General features: G+C 60.5%; 17 protein-coding genes and 1 riboswitch. Of the genes, 7 read left to right on the forward strand and 10 right to left on the reverse strand.

Features of this window, described 5'->3' with window-relative positions; all coding sequences use genetic code 11:
* Positions 1-21 precede the first annotated feature (21 nt).
* Positions 22-3,510, forward strand: a complete 3,489-nt coding sequence (locus BN1130_RS02885; RefSeq protein WP_042040194.1) for a hybrid sensor histidine kinase/response regulator — start codon at positions 22-24, stop codon at positions 3,508-3,510.
* A 184-nt stretch (positions 3,511-3,694) separates the two neighbouring features.
* A riboswitch (cyclic di-GMP riboswitch) is annotated at positions 3,695-3,782 on the forward strand.
* Positions 3,783-3,894: 112 nt separating this feature from the next.
* Positions 3,895-6,489 carry a glycosyl hydrolase family 18 protein gene (locus BN1130_RS02890; RefSeq protein ID WP_042040195.1) on the forward strand — a complete coding sequence of 865 codons (2,595 nt, stop codon included), beginning with the start codon at positions 3,895-3,897 and terminating at the stop codon, positions 6,487-6,489.
* A 285-nt stretch (positions 6,490-6,774) separates the two neighbouring features.
* On the opposite strand, the gene BN1130_RS02895 is transcribed toward BN1130_RS02890, so the two are convergent.
* Together BN1130_RS02895 and crp are read right to left on the reverse strand one after the other, a co-directional pair.
* Entirely contained in the window at positions 6,775-7,575 is an 801-nt protein-coding gene (locus BN1130_RS02895) for a putative RNA methyltransferase (protein WP_042040197.1), read from the reverse strand.
* 195 nt (positions 7,576-7,770) lie between these two features.
* Positions 7,771-8,409: a cAMP-activated global transcriptional regulator CRP gene (crp, locus tag BN1130_RS02900; protein ID WP_005896734.1), complete on the reverse strand. Its 639-nt coding sequence runs from the start codon at positions 8,407-8,409 to the stop codon at positions 7,771-7,773.
* 421 nt (positions 8,410-8,830) lie between these two features.
* Between crp and BN1130_RS02905 the strand changes: the two genes are divergently transcribed.
* Together BN1130_RS02905 and BN1130_RS02910 are read left to right on the forward strand one after the other, a co-directional pair.
* Entirely contained in the window at positions 8,831-9,235 is a 405-nt protein-coding gene (locus BN1130_RS02905) for an OsmC family protein (protein ID WP_042040199.1), read from the forward strand.
* A gap of 37 nt (positions 9,236-9,272) precedes the next feature.
* Positions 9,273-9,572, forward strand: coding sequence for an MliC family protein (locus tag BN1130_RS02910; RefSeq protein WP_042040200.1), 300 nt, complete (start codon positions 9,273-9,275; stop codon positions 9,570-9,572).
* A 73-nt stretch (positions 9,573-9,645) separates the two neighbouring features.
* Here BN1130_RS02910 and BN1130_RS02915 read toward each other — a convergent pair whose 3' ends face one another.
* From BN1130_RS02915 to BN1130_RS02925, 3 genes are all read right to left on the reverse strand, one after another.
* Positions 9,646-10,182: a DUF4136 domain-containing protein gene (locus BN1130_RS02915; RefSeq protein WP_042040201.1), complete on the reverse strand. Its 537-nt coding sequence runs from the start codon at positions 10,180-10,182 to the stop codon at positions 9,646-9,648.
* Positions 10,183-10,198: 16 nt separating this feature from the next.
* Positions 10,199-11,068, reverse strand: a complete 870-nt coding sequence (locus BN1130_RS02920) for a phosphoribulokinase (RefSeq protein WP_005896722.1) — start codon at positions 11,066-11,068, stop codon at positions 10,199-10,201.
* 89 nt (positions 11,069-11,157) lie between these two features.
* A complete protein-coding gene (locus BN1130_RS02925; RefSeq protein WP_042040202.1) occupies positions 11,158-11,394 on the reverse strand; it encodes a YheU family protein in 237 nt (78 codons plus the stop codon).
* An 82-nt stretch (positions 11,395-11,476) separates the two neighbouring features.
* On the opposite strand from BN1130_RS02925, the gene BN1130_RS02930 reads away from it, so the two are divergent.
* The gene (locus BN1130_RS02930) at positions 11,477-12,640 is read left to right on the forward strand and encodes a GGDEF domain-containing protein (protein ID WP_042040203.1); all 1,164 of its coding nucleotides are present in this window, start codon (positions 11,477-11,479) and stop codon (positions 12,638-12,640) included.
* Here the strand turns inward: BN1130_RS02930 and BN1130_RS02935 are convergent.
* From BN1130_RS02935 to BN1130_RS02950, 3 genes are all read right to left on the reverse strand, one after another.
* Complete coding sequence (locus tag BN1130_RS02935) at positions 12,622-13,605, reverse strand: hydrolase (RefSeq protein ID WP_042040205.1); 984 nt, start codon at positions 13,603-13,605, stop codon at positions 12,622-12,624. The two genes, BN1130_RS02930 and BN1130_RS02935, sit on opposite strands and share 19 nt — an antisense overlap.
* 324 nt (positions 13,606-13,929) lie before the next feature.
* Entirely contained in the window at positions 13,930-14,829 is a 900-nt protein-coding gene (locus tag BN1130_RS02945; protein ID WP_042040207.1) for a chemotaxis protein, read from the reverse strand.
* 163 nt (positions 14,830-14,992) lie between these two features.
* Positions 14,993-15,658, reverse strand: coding sequence for a hypothetical protein (locus tag BN1130_RS02950; RefSeq protein ID WP_042040209.1), 666 nt, complete (start codon positions 15,656-15,658; stop codon positions 14,993-14,995).
* 39 nt (positions 15,659-15,697) lie between these two features.
* On the opposite strand from BN1130_RS02950, the gene BN1130_RS02955 reads away from it, so the two are divergent.
* Complete coding sequence (locus tag BN1130_RS02955; protein ID WP_042040211.1) at positions 15,698-15,904, forward strand: YheV family putative zinc ribbon protein; 207 nt, start codon at positions 15,698-15,700, stop codon at positions 15,902-15,904.
* A 102-nt stretch (positions 15,905-16,006) separates the two neighbouring features.
* On the forward strand, positions 16,007-16,636 hold the full coding sequence (locus BN1130_RS02960) for an FKBP-type peptidyl-prolyl cis-trans isomerase (protein ID WP_042040212.1): 630 nt from the start codon (positions 16,007-16,009) through the stop codon (positions 16,634-16,636).
* Between the two features lie 74 nt (positions 16,637-16,710).
* Here BN1130_RS02960 and BN1130_RS02965 read toward each other — a convergent pair whose 3' ends face one another.
* Together BN1130_RS02965 and BN1130_RS02970 are read right to left on the reverse strand one after the other, a co-directional pair.
* Positions 16,711-16,926 (reverse strand): SlyX family protein, encoded by a 216-nt coding sequence (locus BN1130_RS02965; RefSeq protein ID WP_042040213.1) that lies wholly within the window; start codon positions 16,924-16,926, stop codon positions 16,711-16,713.
* A 13-nt stretch (positions 16,927-16,939) separates the two neighbouring features.
* Positions 16,940-17,908 carry a WD40 repeat domain-containing protein gene (locus BN1130_RS02970; protein ID WP_042040214.1) on the reverse strand — a complete coding sequence of 323 codons (969 nt, stop codon included), beginning with the start codon at positions 17,906-17,908 and terminating at the stop codon, positions 16,940-16,942.
* Positions 17,909-17,954 lie beyond the last annotated feature (46 nt).

Here is a 17,954-nt window from a genome sequence, read left to right on the forward strand (position 1 = left end):
ATTGATGACAAGGAGTTAGCAATGCACCAAGGATGGTTGCTCATCGGTTTGTCCCTCGCCTATCTGGGGCTGCTGTTTCTGATAGCCTTCGTGGCGGACAAAAACAAGCGCCGCCGCCTCAAGGGCCAACCCCTGCTCTACAGCCTGTCGCTGGCGGTTTATTGCACCTCCTGGACCTTCTTTGGCACCGTCGGTCAGGCGAGTGAGTCCCCCTGGTCGCCCTTGCCCATCTACCTCGGCCCCATGCTGGTGTTCCTGTTTGGCTGGCGGCTGCTGGCCCGACTCATTCTGGTCGCCAAGCGTGAGCACATCACCTCCATCGCCGACTTTATCGCCGCCCGCTACGGCAAGTCCCAGCGCCTCGCCATGCTGATCAGTCTGGTGGCCATCATAGGCGTGCTGCCTTATCTGGTATTGCAGCTCAAGGCCATAGTGACCGGGCTGGATCTGCTGATGGCGGGGGATACCCTGGTCGGCAGCTCAGGCAACACCGGTCAGCTGGCCCTGGGGGTCACCCTGCTGCTGGCCCTGTTCAGCATTCTGTTTGGCACCCGCAACCTGGATGCGACCGAACACCACAGGGGCATGGTGGTGGCCATCGCCTTCGAGTCTGTGGTCAAGCTGCTGGCCTTTATGGTGGTGGGGGGCTTTGCGCTCTGGCTCATCCTGGGACAATCCAACGAGAGCCGGGACCTGGTTACCCAGGCGTTCTTTGCCTCTGTGGTCGATGTCAGCCCGGGCAACCTGCTCGAACTCGCCATCTATACCCTGCTGACCATGTGTGCGGTGATCTGCCTGCCGCGCCAGTTCCATGTGACTGTGGTGGAGAACAATCAGGGCCAGGATCTGCACTGGGCTCGCTGGTTGTTCCCCGCGTATCTGTTCCTGATGGGGCTCTTCATCTGGCCTCTGGCGTTGGCGGGCAAGCAGTGGGTCGGCGCCGAGATGGCCTCGGATACCTATGTGATCAGCCTGCCCATGGCGCTGGGCAATCAGGGGATGGCCATGCTGGCCTTCCTTGGCGGCACCTCGGCCGCGACCGGCATGGTCATCGTCTCCACCATCGCCCTGGCCATCATGGTCAGCAACGATCTGGTATTGCCTGTGCTGCTGCGCCGCTTCTGGCAAGAGGGGCGGGATGAACGGCTGGTGCATCTGCTGCTGCAGGTACGGCGTGGCGCCATCTTGCTGATCCTGCTGGCGGCCTGGGCGCTCTATCTGTGGCTCGGCGATCTCACCAGCCTGTCGCGCATCGGTTACCTCTCATTTGGCGCCGTGGCCCAGTTTGCCCCGGCGCTGTTGCTAGGCCTCTATTGGCGCCATGGCAACCGCAAGGGAGTCTATCTCGGCCTGGGGCTTGGGATCAGCCTCTGGTTCATCACTCTGCTGGCCGAGAGCGGCCTGCTGGCGGGCTCGCCGCTGGAGGCCATGCTGGCCCCCCCCGACTGGCCCGCATTTCGTGAATTGAGCCTGGGGGCCTGGTGCCTCTTTCTCAGCCTGGTGCTCAACCTGCTCGGCTACGTGGCGGGCTCCCTGCTGACCCGGGCTGCGGTGAGCGAGCGGTTGCAGGCGGCGAATTTCGTCGGCCAGCCCAGCCGGGATACCGCGGCCCTTTATCAGGCCAAGGTGAGCGTCAAGGAGCTGGAGATGCTGGCGGCCCGCTTCGTCGGCCCGAGCCGGGTCAAGCGATCCTTCGGTCGCTTCGCCGGTGAATCCGGTGGCACCCTGGCGCCGCACATGCAGGCCAGCGCAGCGCTGATTGCGCACACGGAGCGGCTGCTGGCCGGGGTGTTTGGCACCTCGTCGGCGCGGCTGGTGCTCGCCTCTGCCCTGCAGGGGCGCAATATGCAGCTCGAGGAGATAGCCACCATAGTGGACGAGGCCTCGGACGTGCTGCGCTTCAACCGTGGTCTGTTGCAGGGGGCGATCGAACACATAGGGCTGGGTATTTCGGTGGTGGACAGGGAGCTGCGGCTGGTCGCCTGGAACCAGCGTTACATCGAGCTGTTCCAGTATCCGGCGGGGCTTATCCAGGTGGGGCGCCCCATCGAGGAGATTATCCGCCATAACGCCGTCAAGGGGTTGTGCGGCCAGGGAGAGGTCGAGGCCCATGTGGCACGGCGGGTCGGATTCATGAAGCGCGGCAGCGCCCATCTCTCTTCCCGGGAGCGCCCGGATGGCCGGGTCATCGAGCTGCAAGGCAACCCCATGCCCGGTGGCGGCTTCGTCATGACATTCGCCGACATCACCCCCTTTCGCGATGCCGAGCGCGTGCTGCGTGAGGCCAATGAACATCTGGAGGCGCGGGTTGCCGAGCGTACCCGCGAGCTCTCGGCCCTCAACAGCCAGCTGCGCACCGTCAACGAGCAGGTGGAGCGGGCTAACCACTCCAAGAGCCGCTTCCTGGCGGCGGTGAGCCATGATCTGACCCAGCCGCTCAATGCCGCCAAGCTGTTTACCTCCTCCTTGATAGAGACCTTGCCCGATGAGGGGGAGCCCGCCCGGCTCGCCCGCCATATCGATGATGCCCTGGGGGCAACCGAGGATCTCATCACCGACTTGCTCGATATCTCCCGGTTGGAGGCGGGCAAGTTCAAGGCCAAGAAACTCGACTTTGCCCTGGCGGATGTCTTTGACAACCTCAAGGCCGAGTTTGGGGTGCTGGCCCAGGCAGGAGAGATAGAGTTTGCCGTGGTCGATACCAGGCTGGCGGTACACAGCGACGTGCGCTTGTTGCGGCGTGTGCTGCAAAACTTCCTCACCAATGCGTTTCGTTACAACCCCGGTGGCCGGGTATTGCTCGGTTGTCGCCGTCAGGGCCAGCGGTTGCGGATCGAGGTGTGGGACACCGGACCCGGCATCCCCCAGGACAAGCAGGAGGCCATCTTCGAAGAGTTCCAGCGTCTGGATCACTCCCGCACCACCCGCGAGCAGGGATTGGGGCTGGGCTTGGCCATCGCGCGCGGTATCTCGCAGGTGTTGGGGCACCAACTGACGCTGCGCAGTTGGCCAGGGGCAGGCTCGGTGTTTGCCATCAGCCTCAATCTGGCCAGCCGTCCTCTGGTGGAGCGGGCTCTCCAGAGCCCAGAGCCGCGGCGGGATAGCCAGCTGGCAGGGGTGCGGGTGCTCTGTCTCGATAATGAACCCGAGATACTGGTGGCCATGGCCTCGCTACTGGGGCGTTGGGGTTGTGAGGTGCAGTGCGTTCAGGACCTGGCTCAGGCCCTGACGCTGGTGGAGAGCTTCAAACCAGACCTGGTGCTGTCCGATTACCATCTGGACGATGGCAAGACGGGGTTGCAGGCGCTGCATATGCTGCGGCTCGCCCTGGGGACCGGGGTGGGGGGGATCATCATCAGTGCGGATCGAAAAGGCGAACTGCAGGCCCAGATCCGCGAGCATGGTTATGGCTACATCAGCAAACCGGTCAAGCCCCTCAAGCTCAGGGCGCTGATGAACAGCATGAGCGGTGTCTGCAAACTTGATGATGATCACGAATTAACACATTAGTCATCAGCTTGCGGGTAAACAACTTGGCAGAGGTTCTCTGCAAAAAGGGCCATTTATGTCAATGAATGGCCCTTTTTTGTGCTATTTGGCTCCCTGCGACAGGGGCTGACTCGCGTGGGGTGTTTGCCTGCTGGCCAGTTGGGCCTTATATTTCCTTGGCGATTATTTTTATCGCGAATCAAGTTGTGCCAAAGGGCAAACCGGTCGAAAGGCCGGGACGCAAAACTTCCGGTCTAAGGGTCTGTCGTACCTAAGATAGCGGGGTCACCACAGGATTGTATTTCCAGCCGGACGCCAAGCCAGTCTGGGATGTTGTCTGCTGTACCTGTCTGACATGCGTTGCCTTTTTCGTGACAAAATTATAAACGAATAAGGAAATTCAACATGTTAAGTCCAAAACCCTCCTTGCTGGCCTTGATGGTGGCCGGGCTATTTGCCTCCTCAGCCTATGCGGCCGCCCCGGGAAAACCCACCATCGGCTGGGGCGAAACCAAGTTCGCCATCGTCGAAGTGGATCAGGCTGCGACCGCCTACAACAAGCTGGTGACCGTCCATGCCGATGGGGCGCCGGTCAGCGTGAGCTGGAACCTCTGGTCTGGTGACGTGGGTCAGACCGCCAAGGTGCTGCTCGATGGTGTCGAGGTGTGGCGCGGCCCGTCCGGCGCATCCGGCACTGCCAACTTCAAGGTGACCAAGGGTGGTCGCTACCAGATGCAGATAGAGCTCTGCAACGCCGATGGCTGTACCCGCTCCGATGCCAAAGAGATAGTGGTCGCCGACACCGATGGCAGCCACCTGCTGCCGCTCAACGCACCGCTGCAAGAGAACAACAAGCCTTATACCAACAAGTCCGGCAAAGTGGTTGGTGCCTATTACGTGGAGTGGGGCGTCTATGGTCGCAAGTTCACCGTCGACAAGGTCCCCGCCCAGAATCTGACCCATATCCTCTATGGCTTTACCCCCATCTGTGGCGGCAACGGCATCAATGACAGCCTCAAAGCGATCGAAGGCAGCTTTGAAGCGTTGCAACGGGCCTGCGCCGGTCGTGCCGATTTCAAGGTGGCCATGCATGATCCCTGGGCTGCCATCCAGATGCCCCAGGGCAACCTCAAGGATTTCGATGAGCCATATAAAGGCAACTTCGGTAACTTGATGGCCCTCAAACAGGCCCATCCCGACCTCAAGATCCTGCCATCGGTCGGTGGCTGGACCCTGTCAGATCCCTTCTACTTCCTCAGCGATAAAACCAAGCGCGATACCTTCGTCGCCTCGGTCAAAGAGTTCCTGCAGACCTGGAAGTTCTTCGATGGGGTGGATATCGACTGGGAATTCCCGGGTGGTCAGGGCGCGAACCCCAGCCTGGGTGGCCCCAATGACGGTGCCACTTATGTGACCCTGATGAAGGAGCTGCGCACCATGCTCGACGAGCTGGAGGCCAGCACGGGCCGCCAGTACGAGCTGACCTCGGCGATCAGTGCCGGCGGCGACAAGATTGCCAAGGTCGATTATCAGGCGGCCCAGCAGTACATGGACCACATCTTCCTGATGAGTTACGACTTCAACGGCGCCTGGACCAATACCGAGCTGGGTCATCAGACCAACCTGTTTGAAGCCAGCTGGGATGCCAACACCAAGTACACCACCGACAAGGGAGTCAAAGCGCTGCTTGGCCAGGGCGTGACCCCGGGCAAGATAGTGGTCGGTGCGGCCATGTATGGTCGCGGCTGGACAGGGGTGAGTGGCTATCAGGCTGGCAACCCCTTCACCGGCACTGCCACAGGCCCGGTCAAGGGCACCTGGGAAAACGGTGTGGTGGATTATCGCCAGATCGTCAATGACTACATGGGCGCCGGTTGGGAGCAGGGTTATGACGAGGTGGCGGAGGCGCCCTATGTGTTCAAGGCCAGCACCGGGGATCTCATCACCTTTGACAACGATCGCTCGGTCAAGGCCAAGGGGCAGTATGTGCTGGCGAACCAGCTCGGCGGTCTGTTTGCGTGGGAGATCGACTCGGATAATGGTGACATCCTCAACGCCATGCATGAGGGATTGGGCAATGGTAGCGGCACACCGCCAGCCAACAAGCCGCCCATTGCCAACGCGGGCAAGGATCTTGGCGTAACAGGCCCGGCGAGCGTGACTCTGGACGGTTCGGCTTCCCGGGATCCTGAAGGTTCGGCCATCGGTTACGCCTGGGTACAGGTATCAGGTCCGGCGGTTCAGTTGGCTGGGGCTAATCAGGCGCAAGCCAGCTTCAACCTCGATGGGGTGACCCAGGACGTCAACCTGGTGTTCGAACTGACAGTGACCGATGCCGATGGACTCAAGGCCAAGGATCAAACCGTGGTGACCAATAAGGCACCCCAGCCCAATCTGGCCCCCACCGTGACCCTGCCTGCCACTGCCAGTGTCGAGTCCGGCAAGCAGGTGAGCATCCAGGCCCAGGCCAGCGATCCCAATGGTGATACCCTGAGCTACCAGTGGACAGTGCCAGCCGGCCTGACCGTTACGGGCCAGAATAGCGCCACGTTAGTGGTGACTGGCCCGGCGGTCGATGCCGCGACCGGCTATGACCTGAGCGTGACCGTCACGGATGGCGCCCTGGATGCCCAGGCCAGTACCCGCCTCACCGTCAAGCCGGTGAGCGGTGGCGGCGAGTGCGGCAGCACGGATCCGGATGCCGCCAACTGGCCGGCCTGGCAGGCCAGTGTCGCCTATAACGGCAACGCCAAGGTGAGCCATAACAGCCTGGTCTGGCAGGCCAAGTACTGGACTCAAGGTAACGAGCCGAGCCGCAGTGCCGATCAGTGGAAACTGGTCAGCCAGGTACAGCTCGGGTGGGATGCCGCCGTTGCCTACAATGCTGGCGATCTCACCACCCATCAGGGCCACAGCTGGAAGGCCCAGTACTGGACCAAAGGAGAGGAGCCAGGTGTTGCCGTGGTCTGGCAAGATATGGGGGCGGCTAGTTGTCCTTGATCAGTTGCCAAGAGTAACAAGTCGGAGAGGGGCGCCATGGCGCCCCTCTTTTTATGTGCGGATTATATGCGGAGGTTGCCGGTCGCCCGTGACAACGGATCCCGGTGGCTGGGTGAGGGGGCATGGCATCAGGTAACGCAGGGCTGCGCATTACCCGCAGTCAAGGCGTGATACCTTGCCCCTGGCGGGGCCTGCTGGCAGCCAGGGCGTCGCCATCATCCTTGAAATAACAGAGGCCCTGCTGGGCCTCTGTTATTTACCTTGTCCATGCACCCGGACCGTTGCTCAGAGCGGCTTTTGCCACAGGCTCAGCAGCAGATCCTGTTCCAATTCATCCGGACCTTGCTGAGTGAACAGATGACGCTGCTCGGCATCGGCACGCCAGCCGAGACGGCTGGTCTCGAGCACGAAGCTGCGCAGGCTCTGATCCAGGGTCAGGGAGAACTGGCTGCGCTGCTGCGCGACCTGGTTCAGACCGGTCAGGGTCGGCCAGCTCAGGGGGTGCTCCATGCTGACCGGATTGAGGCTGACCCTCAGTTGCCACTGGTGGCGTGGGCCGGGCTGCAGATGAAGCAGATAGCCACCCGGTGCCAACCAGTCGCACAGCTGCTCCGTCTTGACCTTGAGGTCGTTGACCAGCAGCAGCTCGGCTTGGCCCAATTGCAGCGGGGCCCGGGCCGGATCGGCGATGATGAAGCTGGCCTCAGGCTGCGCCTTGCTGGCAGCGAAGATGGCATTCTTGGCCAGATCGACGCCAGCGAAGCGCCAGCCAGGCAGACGCTCGGCCAGGGCTCGGCAGTAGTAGCCTTCGCCGCAACCGAGGTGGATAAGCTCACGCTCACCCAGGGGGGCGAGCAGGGTGGCCATGGCCTCGACCAGGGGCTGCATGTGGCCCTGTTCCAGGAAGTTGCGCTTGGCACGCATCAACATGCGGCTGTCGCTATCCTTGGGGTTTTTCTTGCCCGGGATGAGGTCCAGATAGCCTTCAGGTTCCGGGTCGAAGTGGTGCTTGTTATCGCAGTAGCGACCGTTGGAGGCCTGATGAAGGTGCAGTGGGCTGCGGCAGCGGGGACATTGCAGGTGCATGGGATTCTCGCTTCGGATCTAGAGTACTTGCAGGCCGAGCCTGATGCTGAGACTGCTGATAGGGGGGCATTATAGGGGGATTGCGCCGAAAAGGGCGGCCTCGATGCATTTTATCTTGGCGCTGCATGTTCTTGACCGGACCGGGATCGAAAAAGGCTGCCTGGGCAGCCTTTGTCTTGGGTGAGGATGCCGCGATCAGCGGGTACCAAACACCACTATGGTCTTGCCGTGGGCGGAGATGAGCTCTTGCTCTTCCAGCATCTTGAGAATGCGGCCGACGGTTTCACGGGAGCAGCCGACGATCTGGCCTATCTCCTGACGGGTGATCTTGATCTGCATGCCATCCGGGTGAGTCATGGCATCTGGCTGTTTGGCCAAGTTGAGCAGGGTCTGAGCGATCCGGCCTGTGACATCCAGGAAGGCCAGGTTACCTACTTTCTGGCTGGTGTGCTGCAAACGCAGCGCCATCTGGCCGGAGAGGCGCATCAGGATCTCGGGGTTGACCTGGATCAGCTGACGAAACTTCTTGTAGGAGATCTCGGCGACTTCACAGGGACCCTTGGCACGGACCCAGGCACTGCGCTCCGGGTTATCGTTCTCTTCGAACATGCCCATCTCGCCGAGGAAGTCCCCCTGATTGAGATAGGAGAGGATCATCTCTTTCCCCTCATCGTCCTTGATGAGGACAGCCACCGTACCCTTGACGATGTAATACAGGGTCTCCGCTTTTTCACCCGCATGGATCAGGGTGCTCTTGGCGGGATACTTATGAATGTGGCAGTGCGACAAGAACCATTCCAGGGTGGGATCGCTTTGCGGTTTGCCAATGACCATGAGATTTCCTCTGTAGTGTCTTTACGGGACGTTATGCGTCCAGACAAGTTGCCAGTCTTGCCCTTCCTTGTGTCAGTGGCAGTAGGATAAGAGCCTTTGTCTGTGCTGACAAGGCTTAGGGCCTCCTTTGGACGCCAGCTACTGCACTGGACAGGCATTCTAGGGAAGATAAATGCCGTAAACGTTGATTTTGATCCGGTTAGCCACAGGTTCTCGGTGCCCCAAGGGGCAATCAAGGAGAAGAGAGTGGCCACGGCGATATGAGCCTGCTCTCGTGGCGCTTTTTCGCAAGGCGCCTTGGCTGCCATGGTGTCCCGGCGTGTTGGCGGGCGGACGGCAGATGCAGTCGGGAGCTCGGCTGAGGTATGCTATGGCATCGCGTCCGCCCGGACACCAATATAGATGCATGAGGTGAGTGAAGATGAAAGCCAAGGTCAGCTGGGTTGAAGGCATGAAATTTGTGGGGCAGAGTGAGTCTGGCCATCAGGTGATCCTGGACGGCGCCAACCCGGGAGAAGGGGCCAGCCCGATGGAGCTGATCCTGCTGGCGGTTGGTGGCTGCAGCTCCATCGACGTGGTTTCCATTCTGGAGAAGGCACGTCAGAGCGTGACGGCCTGCCATGTGGAGTTATCCGGTGAACGGGTCGATACTGTGCCACGGGTGTTTGAGAAGATTCACTTGAACTTCGTCGTGACCGGTAAAGGGCTGGTTGAAAAGCAGGTGGCCCGCGCCGTTGACCTCTCCATGGAGAAGTACTGTTCAGTTTCCCTAATGCTGGAAAAAGCGGTCGAAATTACCCATAGTTATCAAATCATTGAGGCCTGAACCCCAGCTTCGCTCGTCATCACATAAGGAAAGTGCAATGAAGAAACTAGTCGCTCTGATCCCCCTGCTGGGGCTGGCCGCCTGTAGCTCACCGCAGCCGACCCAGTATCAATACAATCAGTACCAGTGTGGTGAAGAGATGTTGGCGGTGACCTATGATCCCCAGGCCGACATGGTGCAGTTTCCCTTGAACGGGGTGTATCAGAAATTGGATCGCGTCGAGTCCGAGAAAGATAGCGCTCGTTACTCCGATGGCGTGACCATGTTCTGGACTCAAGGCGACCAGCTGACCCTGACCCAGAAAGGGGTCACCCTGATGAACTGCACGCTGAAATAGCCGTTGGCGTCAGCAAAGAGAGAGGCCTGCATCCTGCAGGCCTCTCTCTTTATGGGGGGTTCTGAACCAAGGCTCAGGGGAGCTTGTCCAGCATCTTGGCGGCCAGATCCTGGCTGAATGCGGCCCGATCGGACGCGGGAATGGCGCTGTCAGTGGTCAGCTGGATAACGCTGCTCCAGACCGCCTGCTGATGGGCTCTGTCCAGCAAGATGATGGCGAGGGTTCCTTTGCGCTCTCCTGCCTTGGCTTGTACGCCAGGATTCATGCCGAGGCGAGTGAACAACTCATCATCGCTGATATCCTGGGCACCGGCGACGCCGATGGCGACCCAGACATCCGCTTCATCCAGAGGGGCGCTGCGCCAGCCCTTGGCATCCAGATGCTGGCTCACCGCCTGCTGTATCGGCTCGAGCCAGCCTTCGGTGCTGGCTCCCGCATATTGATACTGCTCGGCCAGGGCGTAGCGTGGCTGGGCCGGGAAAGGCCAGTGGCTGGCCGGGCGGATCACCTGTGTGCCCATGTCGACCACGGGAGCCTGGTGGCCGCTGCTGCAGCCGCCGAGCAGCCCAAACAGCATGAGTGCGGATAGTTTTTTCAGGGCTGTCTGCATAGTTTGCTCCTCACTCTCAGGTGATTTTTCCGGTTTCGATCAGTTGTTGGATGAGGGGGCGCAAGATCAGCTCCATAGCGAAGCCCATCTTTCCCCCTGGCACCACTATGGTGTTCATGCGCGACATGAAGGCGCCATCGATCATCGACAGCAAGTAGGGGAAGTCGACGTTCTTGATACCGCGAAAACGGATCACCAGCATACTCTCATCCAGGCTAGGTATGATCTTGGCACTGAAGGGATTTGAGGTGTCGACGGTCGGTACCCGCTGGAAGTTGATATGGGTGCGCGAGAACTGGGGAGTGATGAAGTTGATATAGTCATCCATGGAGCGGACGATGGAGTCGGCCACCGCCTCCCGGGAGTGACCGCGCTCCGAGGTGTCACGAATGAGCTTCTGGATCCACTCCAGGTTGACGATGGGCACCACCCCTATCAGGAAGTCGACATGGCGAGCCACATTGTGATCCTCGGTGACAACCCCCCCATGCAAGCCTTCGTAAAACATCAGATCCGTTTCGCTGGCGACATCCTGCCAAGGGGTAAAGGTGCCCGGCATCTGATTGAAGGGCACCGCCTCGTCGAAGGAGTGCAGATAGCGTCGATACTGGCCGCTGCCATCCTGGCCATATTGCTGGAAGAAGGATTCGAGCAGGGCGAAGTCGTTTGCCTCGGGTCCGAAGTAACTGATATGGCGGCCCTGTTCGCGGGCCTTGCGGATGGCGACGTCCATCTCGGGGCGGGTGTAGCGATGAAAGCTGTCTCCCTCGATCACCGCCGCCTGATAGCCGAGTTGATGAAACATGGAGCGAAAGGCATTGGTGGAGGTGGAGGTACCGGCGCCGGAGGAACCGGTGACCGCTATGATGGGATGCTTGGCCGACATAAGCGTCTGTTTCCTTGCTGTTGTCCCTGCAATGAAGAGGGTTTGTCCATGAGAATGAGCCGAACGGGTACGGCAGGTGGGCGCTTGCCCTAGGGCATCTCAGCCTTGGATGAGTCGAATCGATCGGTCGGTACTATGTTCACGCTCTCGTGCAGCTCACTGTACACTATCACCGCGCTGCCCTGGCGTAACTGCGCCAGCACGGTGGCGACCTTGTCGGCCAAGCTGGACTCTTGCTCACCATAATCGGTACCCTCCATCAATACGAACTGTTCGATTAATCGTTGCAGGGTGTCGAACTCCAAGGATTGCCAAGGAATGATCATAGGGTGTGCCCTTAAATGCGGATGCACCATTGTCGATCAGGGCGCCTTCGCTGCAAACTGTTTTTCTTTCTCCGGGAGAGCAATGACCTCATTATCAAATCGGCGTCAATCGCCGAAGTTGCAACGTTTGCTCGCGCAAGCGACTCGCCAGGCGCTGCTCAAAGGGGCCCACTGGGCCTGGGGCATACAGCTGATGCTCGCCGCCTTCATGTGGTTTCATGTCAAGGCGATGCACGATGCCCCTTTGGTGGGAGAGGGAGCTCTGCCTTGGCAGTTCATCCATGTCGAACTGCTGGTGCTGGTGCTGGTGCTGGTGCTGGTACTGATCCTGCAACCGCTGCTCTGGTATTGGCTGGACCGATGGCCGCTGACACGCTGGCGCAAGGCGGTCTTCATTCTGGCGCTGCTATGGGGATGCCTCTGGGCCAGTGCCATCTATGCCTTGCTCAAGACAGCGCTGCCCGGCAGAGGAGTCATGGAGCCTGCCGTAGCGACCACCCTGCTGCTGGTTGGACTCATTTCGTTTTATCCCATGAGCCAGGTCCTGTACGGTTTCTGCCTGCCTATTCTGACGAGCCTGACTAGCCATGTAGTGATCAACGCGGTGTCATTTCCCTGGCTCTTCGGGGCCGGCATGCTGATCCTGCTTATCTTGTTGGAGTCGGGGCGGCGCATGCTGCTTAGCTGGTTCGTGCTGGCGGTTAATCGTGAATATGAACAGCTGTTGATGGTCAATCAGCTCGATGCGCTGGCGCATCAGGACCCGCTGACCGGGCTTGCCAATCGTCGCTATTTCGATCAGGAGGGAGAGCAGACCCTGACCAATGGCGACGCGGGTAGCCAGTTATCGCTGATCCTGCTCGATGTGGACTTCTTCAAACGTTACAACGATGGCTACGGTCATCAAGCGGGGGATGCGAGCCTGATCCTGATTGCCGAATGTCTGACGCAGAGTGTGCGTGAGCCCGGGGATCTGGTGGCGCGCTATGGCGGTGAGGAGTTCGTTGTCTTGCTGCCGGAGACGGGATTGGCAGGCGCAGAGCAGGTCGCCAAGCGCATTCGCAGCACCTTGGCCGAGCGTGCCTTGCGGCATGAGGGGTCAGAGGTTGCGGATCATCTCACCCTGAGCCAGGGGATCGCTCAATGGCGACAGGGCGAGACGCTGTCTATGTTGCTCGAACGGGCCGATGACGCGCTCTATCGGGTCAAGGAGCAGGGGCGTGACGGTTACTCGGTTGCGCCGTAACCTTGTTCCCCCAGCCACTGGCTGATGCGCTCCTCCAGCCAGAAACGGGGTCGCCAGGGGGAGCCATAGACGAATCCGACATGGCCGCCCTGCTGGCTCAATTCATATTGTACCGAGGGAGAGAGATGCTCGGCTTGCGGGATCACCTCATGGGTCATGAAGGGATCGTCGGCGGCATGGAGGATCAGGGTCGGCACCGCAATCTGGCCCAGTAGCGGCAGACCCGAGCAGCACTGGTAGTAGTGATCCGCACTCTCGAAGCCATGGAGTGGTGCCGTGACCTGCTGGTCGAACTGGTAGAGGGTGCGGATACCCTTGATATCTCCGGCCCGAAAGTGCGCCGCTGCCTGAGGGTGAACCGCCAGCTTGCTCAACAAATGTGCGCGCATGGTGCCGAGCAGGTAGCGCTGATACAGCTTGGAGAACCCTTGATTGACCCTGTGTGCGCAGGCGTCGAGTCGCATCGGCGCCGAGACCACCGCCGCCGCCTTGAGGGCGGGCGGACAGGCACGGGCCAGCAGATTGACCAGCATGTTGCCGCCCAGGGAGTAGCCTACCGCCAGCAGGGGCTTGCCAGGAAAGCGGCGGGCCAGTTCGGCGAGCAGTGCCAGTGCATCCTCGATGGCCCCGGAGTGATAGGCACTCAGCAGGCGATTGGGTTCACCACTGCAGCCGCGAAAGTGCATCAGCACCGCCTCTTCCCGCCGTTGCTGCAAGTGTTGCAGCATGCCGCGGGCATAGTGGGACTCCACACTGCCCTCCAGACCATGAAACAGTACCAGCAGTGGCCGGTTATCTGGGCTGATCGGGCCGCTCCAGGCCAGATCGACAAAATCCCCATCCGGCAGTTCGAAGCGCTCGGCCACATAGCGGACTGGCTTGCGGCGCAACCACTTGGGCAATATGGTCTGCAGGTGGGGATTGCGGGCCCACCAGGGGGCGCGGAAAAGACTCTCGGTCAGCATATGGGCTCCCGATCCAGATCAGCTGACCAGGCTGTCATGGTGCTCGGCACCGCGTAACCATGATCTTCTGGATCCGCACCGGTGAGGGTTGGGCTCTCGGTGAGTATCATCAGATGGCGTTTAGCTGACCAGGCTGTCATGGTGCTCGGCACCGCGTAACCATGATCCTCTGGATCCGCTCCGGTGGGGGCTGGGCTCTCGGTGAGTATCATCAGATGTCGTTTAGCTGACCAGGCTGTCATGGTGCTCGGCGCCACGTAACCATGATCCTCTGGATCCGCCCCGGTGGGGGCTGGGCTCTCGGTGAGTATCATCAGATGGCGTTTAGCTGACCAGGCTGTCATGGTGCTCGGCACCGCGTAACATAGCCTGGATCAGCTCATTGGCCTCGAACTTGGTGAGTGCCTCGTGGGCACCGACCTGATGAGCGCGCTCGACGCTGATCTCACTCGACAGAGATGTGTGCAATATGATGTAGGCACCGGCCAGGCGCGCATCGCTCTGGGCCTCGAATGCCAGCTCGTAGCCATCCAGTCCCGGCATCTCTATGTCACTCACCAGTATGTCGATGGGCGTCCCCTTGCTGGCCCTGTCCTGCATCAGTGCCAGGGCATCTTTGCCGTTGGTGCATACCTCGTAGGGGATGTTGATGTAGTCTAGGGCGGCGGTCAGCTGCTTGCGCGCCACGGAGGAGTCATCGACCAGCAGGATCCGCATCGGTTTGATGCGCTCCCGCTGCACATCGGTCAGCACCGGATAGAGATGGCTGGGATCGTCCGGGTAGACCCGCGACAGGATCAGTTCCACGTCCAGCAGCTGGACCAGCTGATCATTGACCCGGGTCACCCCGGTGACGAATACATTGCTGCCAAGGGCCGGGGGCGGCGACGCTATGTCGCGCCAGTTGCATTCGGTTATCTTGTCGATGCCGCGCACCAGAAAACCGACCAGGGTGCGGCGGCAGTCGGTGATGATGATGAAGCAGCTTGCCATCTCCTCGTCGCTGATCCGCCGATAGCCCACCGCCATGGCCATGTCGATGACGGGGATGGTGGTGCCACGCATGTTGGCGGCGCCGAGCACGGTCGGATGTGAGTGAGGCAGGGCAGTCAATCGGGTATAGGGCACTATCTCCTTCACCTTGAGGGTACCGATGGCAAACGACTGGCGCGCGGCGAGGTGAAACAGCAACATTCCCTGAGATTGGTTGGCCTTGCTTTTCATGGCAAAAATCCTGTGTTCGAGAGAAGAGGGGCTAAGCGAGCGGGCTCTGATTCACTAGCATGCCTAGGTTCTGTTCTGTTAGCGACCGCCAGGGGGAAATCTGTAGTCTTCCCTCGAGCCGAGGGAAGGCATTGGATCTGGGGTCCGAGATGCTGGCGCCGGATTAGCGGCCTGGCGCCTCGGCCAGGGGGCAGCCAAGCCACTCATGGCAAGCTTGACCCAGTTCCCCCTCTTTATAGTGGAGCTTGGCCTCGAGGGCGGCCTGTTTGCTCCCCCCCTTGAGCAGGCGCAGCGCCTGCACCAGACGCCATTGACTGGCGAGTGCGGCGCCATCGAGCCACTGCCCCCCGATGCGGTTCCAGCTGGCCTGCGCCTCTTCCTTGCCGCTGGCCAGGTTCTGCCAGGCCTGTTGCAAGGCGCCATGGGCCTGGGGGACGAGCTGGCTGTGTTGCAACTCATCGTGGATCACCCGCAGCCGCTCGCCATAGGAGCCTTGCCAATCACGGGGGCGATCCCAGTGGTGCAGGGAGGCCAGCAAGGCGCCGAGCAGGGGGGAAGGGGTCAGCCAACCGGACTGGCCCGGTTGGGACAGGCGCATGGAGCAGCTCAACAGGGCGTACTCGCAGCCCGCCAGAGGGGTAAACGCGGCCAGGGCATCGGCGGGCAGCCAGAAGCTGCTGCCAGCGGGGATCAGCAGCTCATGTTGGCCGAGACGCAGCAACGCAACGCCCTTGATCAGGTGCAGCAATTGACCCTGGGGTGCGCGTTTGCGGGCACCGACCTGCAGATAGCGGGGAGAAAAATGCTGGCATTCGATGGCGTGATGCATGGGTAAATCCTGATATGATGCTGCCTGGAGGTAACAAAAATGGAAACCAGACGTAAAAAACGCTTTATTGCCGGGGCCAAATGCCCGGCGTGCGGCAAAATTGACACCATGATGCTGTATATGGAGCATGGAGTCGAGAAGGTGACCTGTGTCGAGTGCGGTGATACCCAGGTGCAGACCCAGGCAGCCGTGACCGAGGCGGGCCGTCAGGCTGAGCAGGTCATAGGGGTATTCCGGCCGGAATAAGGGCGGAGTCTCCTGACCCCTCAGTGGCGCTCACCATATGCTTGCCCTGCTTTTTAGGGTATTCTGAGCCGGTTTTTTCTCTCTATTCGCAGGATCACTGACATGAAAGTAGCTCCCCTGAGCGTAGTCACGCTGGAATACACGGTCACCGACGAGCACGGTGAAGTCATCGACACCACAGTCGGCAAAGAGCCGCTGATCTATCTGCACGGCACTCGCTACCTGGTCTCCGGCCTGGAAGCCGAGCTGGAAGGTCGCAGTGTGGGCGATGCCTTCGAAGTGACCCTGGCCCCGGCCCAGGCTTACGGTGAATTTGACGAGACCCTGGTACAAGAAGTGCCGGGCGAACTGTTCGATGGCATGGAAGTGTCCGAAGGGGATACTTTTGTGGCAGAGACTGACGATGGTCACCGTCCCGTGACCGTGGTCGAGGTATCCGAGAGCTTCGTCAAGGTTGATGGCAACCATCCCCTGGCCGGTGTGACCCTGGCCTTCAAGGTGGAAGTGAAGGACGTGCGTGCCGCCACCGCCGAAGAGCTGGCCCACGGCCATGTGCACGGTGCCGGTGGTTGCGGTCATGACCATGGTCATGATCACGGCCACGACCATGATCACGACCACGGCGGCGGTTGCTGTGGCGGCGGTCATCATGCTCACAGCCATGATGCAGCCGAAGAGAAGAGCGGTTGCTGCGGTGGCGGCAGCTGCGGCAGCCAGGATCATCAACACTGATCCCCTGCCTTCTCTCGTAAAAAACCCGCGCCTGGCGCGGGTTTTTTTATGGGCGATCCATTGTCTGCGGCGACTCAGTAATGGGGAGGGGGGCTCTCTTCGGCCATGCTGGCGATCTGGCTCGGCTCCACCCCTTGCAGCTTGTCGATCAACAACTGGATCTGATGCTTGAGCCTGTCGAGTTCGCGGCCCTGGGTCGTCACCTCGTCATTGAGCTGCTCTATGGTGTACTCGGCATAGGCGAGACGGGTTTCCAGGAGTTCGATGCGTTCGCGTTCTTGCTGGCTCATGGGCCTTGGGTCCTCACTTGATGGTCCAGATTTCTGCCAGGCCGCTGGAGCTGGCACTGACGAGGTGGTCATTGTCGCGCAAAGCGGCGGCGTACACCACTGCGCTCGGTGGTTTGACCCCGGGACGAGGGGCCACCGCCCAGTTTGCCAGCGCCTTGCCATCCTTTACCTGCCACAGGGTCAGCTTGCGCGACGGGGCCCCGGTGACCAGCCATTGCCCCTGATTGACGAAGCGGGCGCTGGTGTAAACCTCGAAACGGGCCTGTTTGTCGAGCCGGCTCAACTCCTTGCCGCTGACCAGATCCCAGATGCGACCGCTGCGACTGTCGGCGGTGAAGGCATAGCGACCGGACTCGTCGAGCCGTACCATCACCACTCGTCCCTCATGGTTGAAGCGATGCAGCACTTGGCCGCTTTGGGTATCCCACAGGTAGGCGCTGTAGTCATTGCCACCGGTCAGGGCGTAGCGGCCGTTGGGGGAGAGGTCCACGCTGTTGACCTGCTCGGTATGACCAAGAAACTGCAAGCGCCGGCCGGTGCGGGTATCAATCCATTCCGCTTTGCCATCTTCGCGCCCGACCAGCACATCACGACCATCGCTCGAGATGGCGATGTCGCGCAGCCTGGATTCGGGCAGGGAGTAGTAGCCTTCTGCCTGACCATTATCCAGTCGCCAGATGGCAAAGGTGTCCAGGCTCGCTATCACGGCATGGCTGTCGCCCGGCCCGAAACGCGTGATAAACACCTGCTCCTTGGGGCTGTCAGACAGGCGCCAGCGCCATAACTGCTTGTCGTGCTCCAGATCCCAGGCGAGGGTGCCCTGTTCGATGCTGGTGACCAGGGCCAGCTTGCCATCTGCGCTCAAATCCGCGCTCACGGCGCCGACACTGGAGAGGGGGATCTGGCGGTCGGAGGGAGGCTCCGAATGACAGCCGGTCAGTATCAGACAAATACCGATAAGATAAATGGCACTTTTTATCATTTTTCCTGTCTCATGCTTTCGTTACCTGCGATCACGGCGTTAGTAT

The organism is Aeromonas rivuli (assembly GCF_000820045.1).
Lineage (GTDB): Bacteria > Pseudomonadota > Gammaproteobacteria > Enterobacterales > Aeromonadaceae > Aeromonas > Aeromonas rivuli.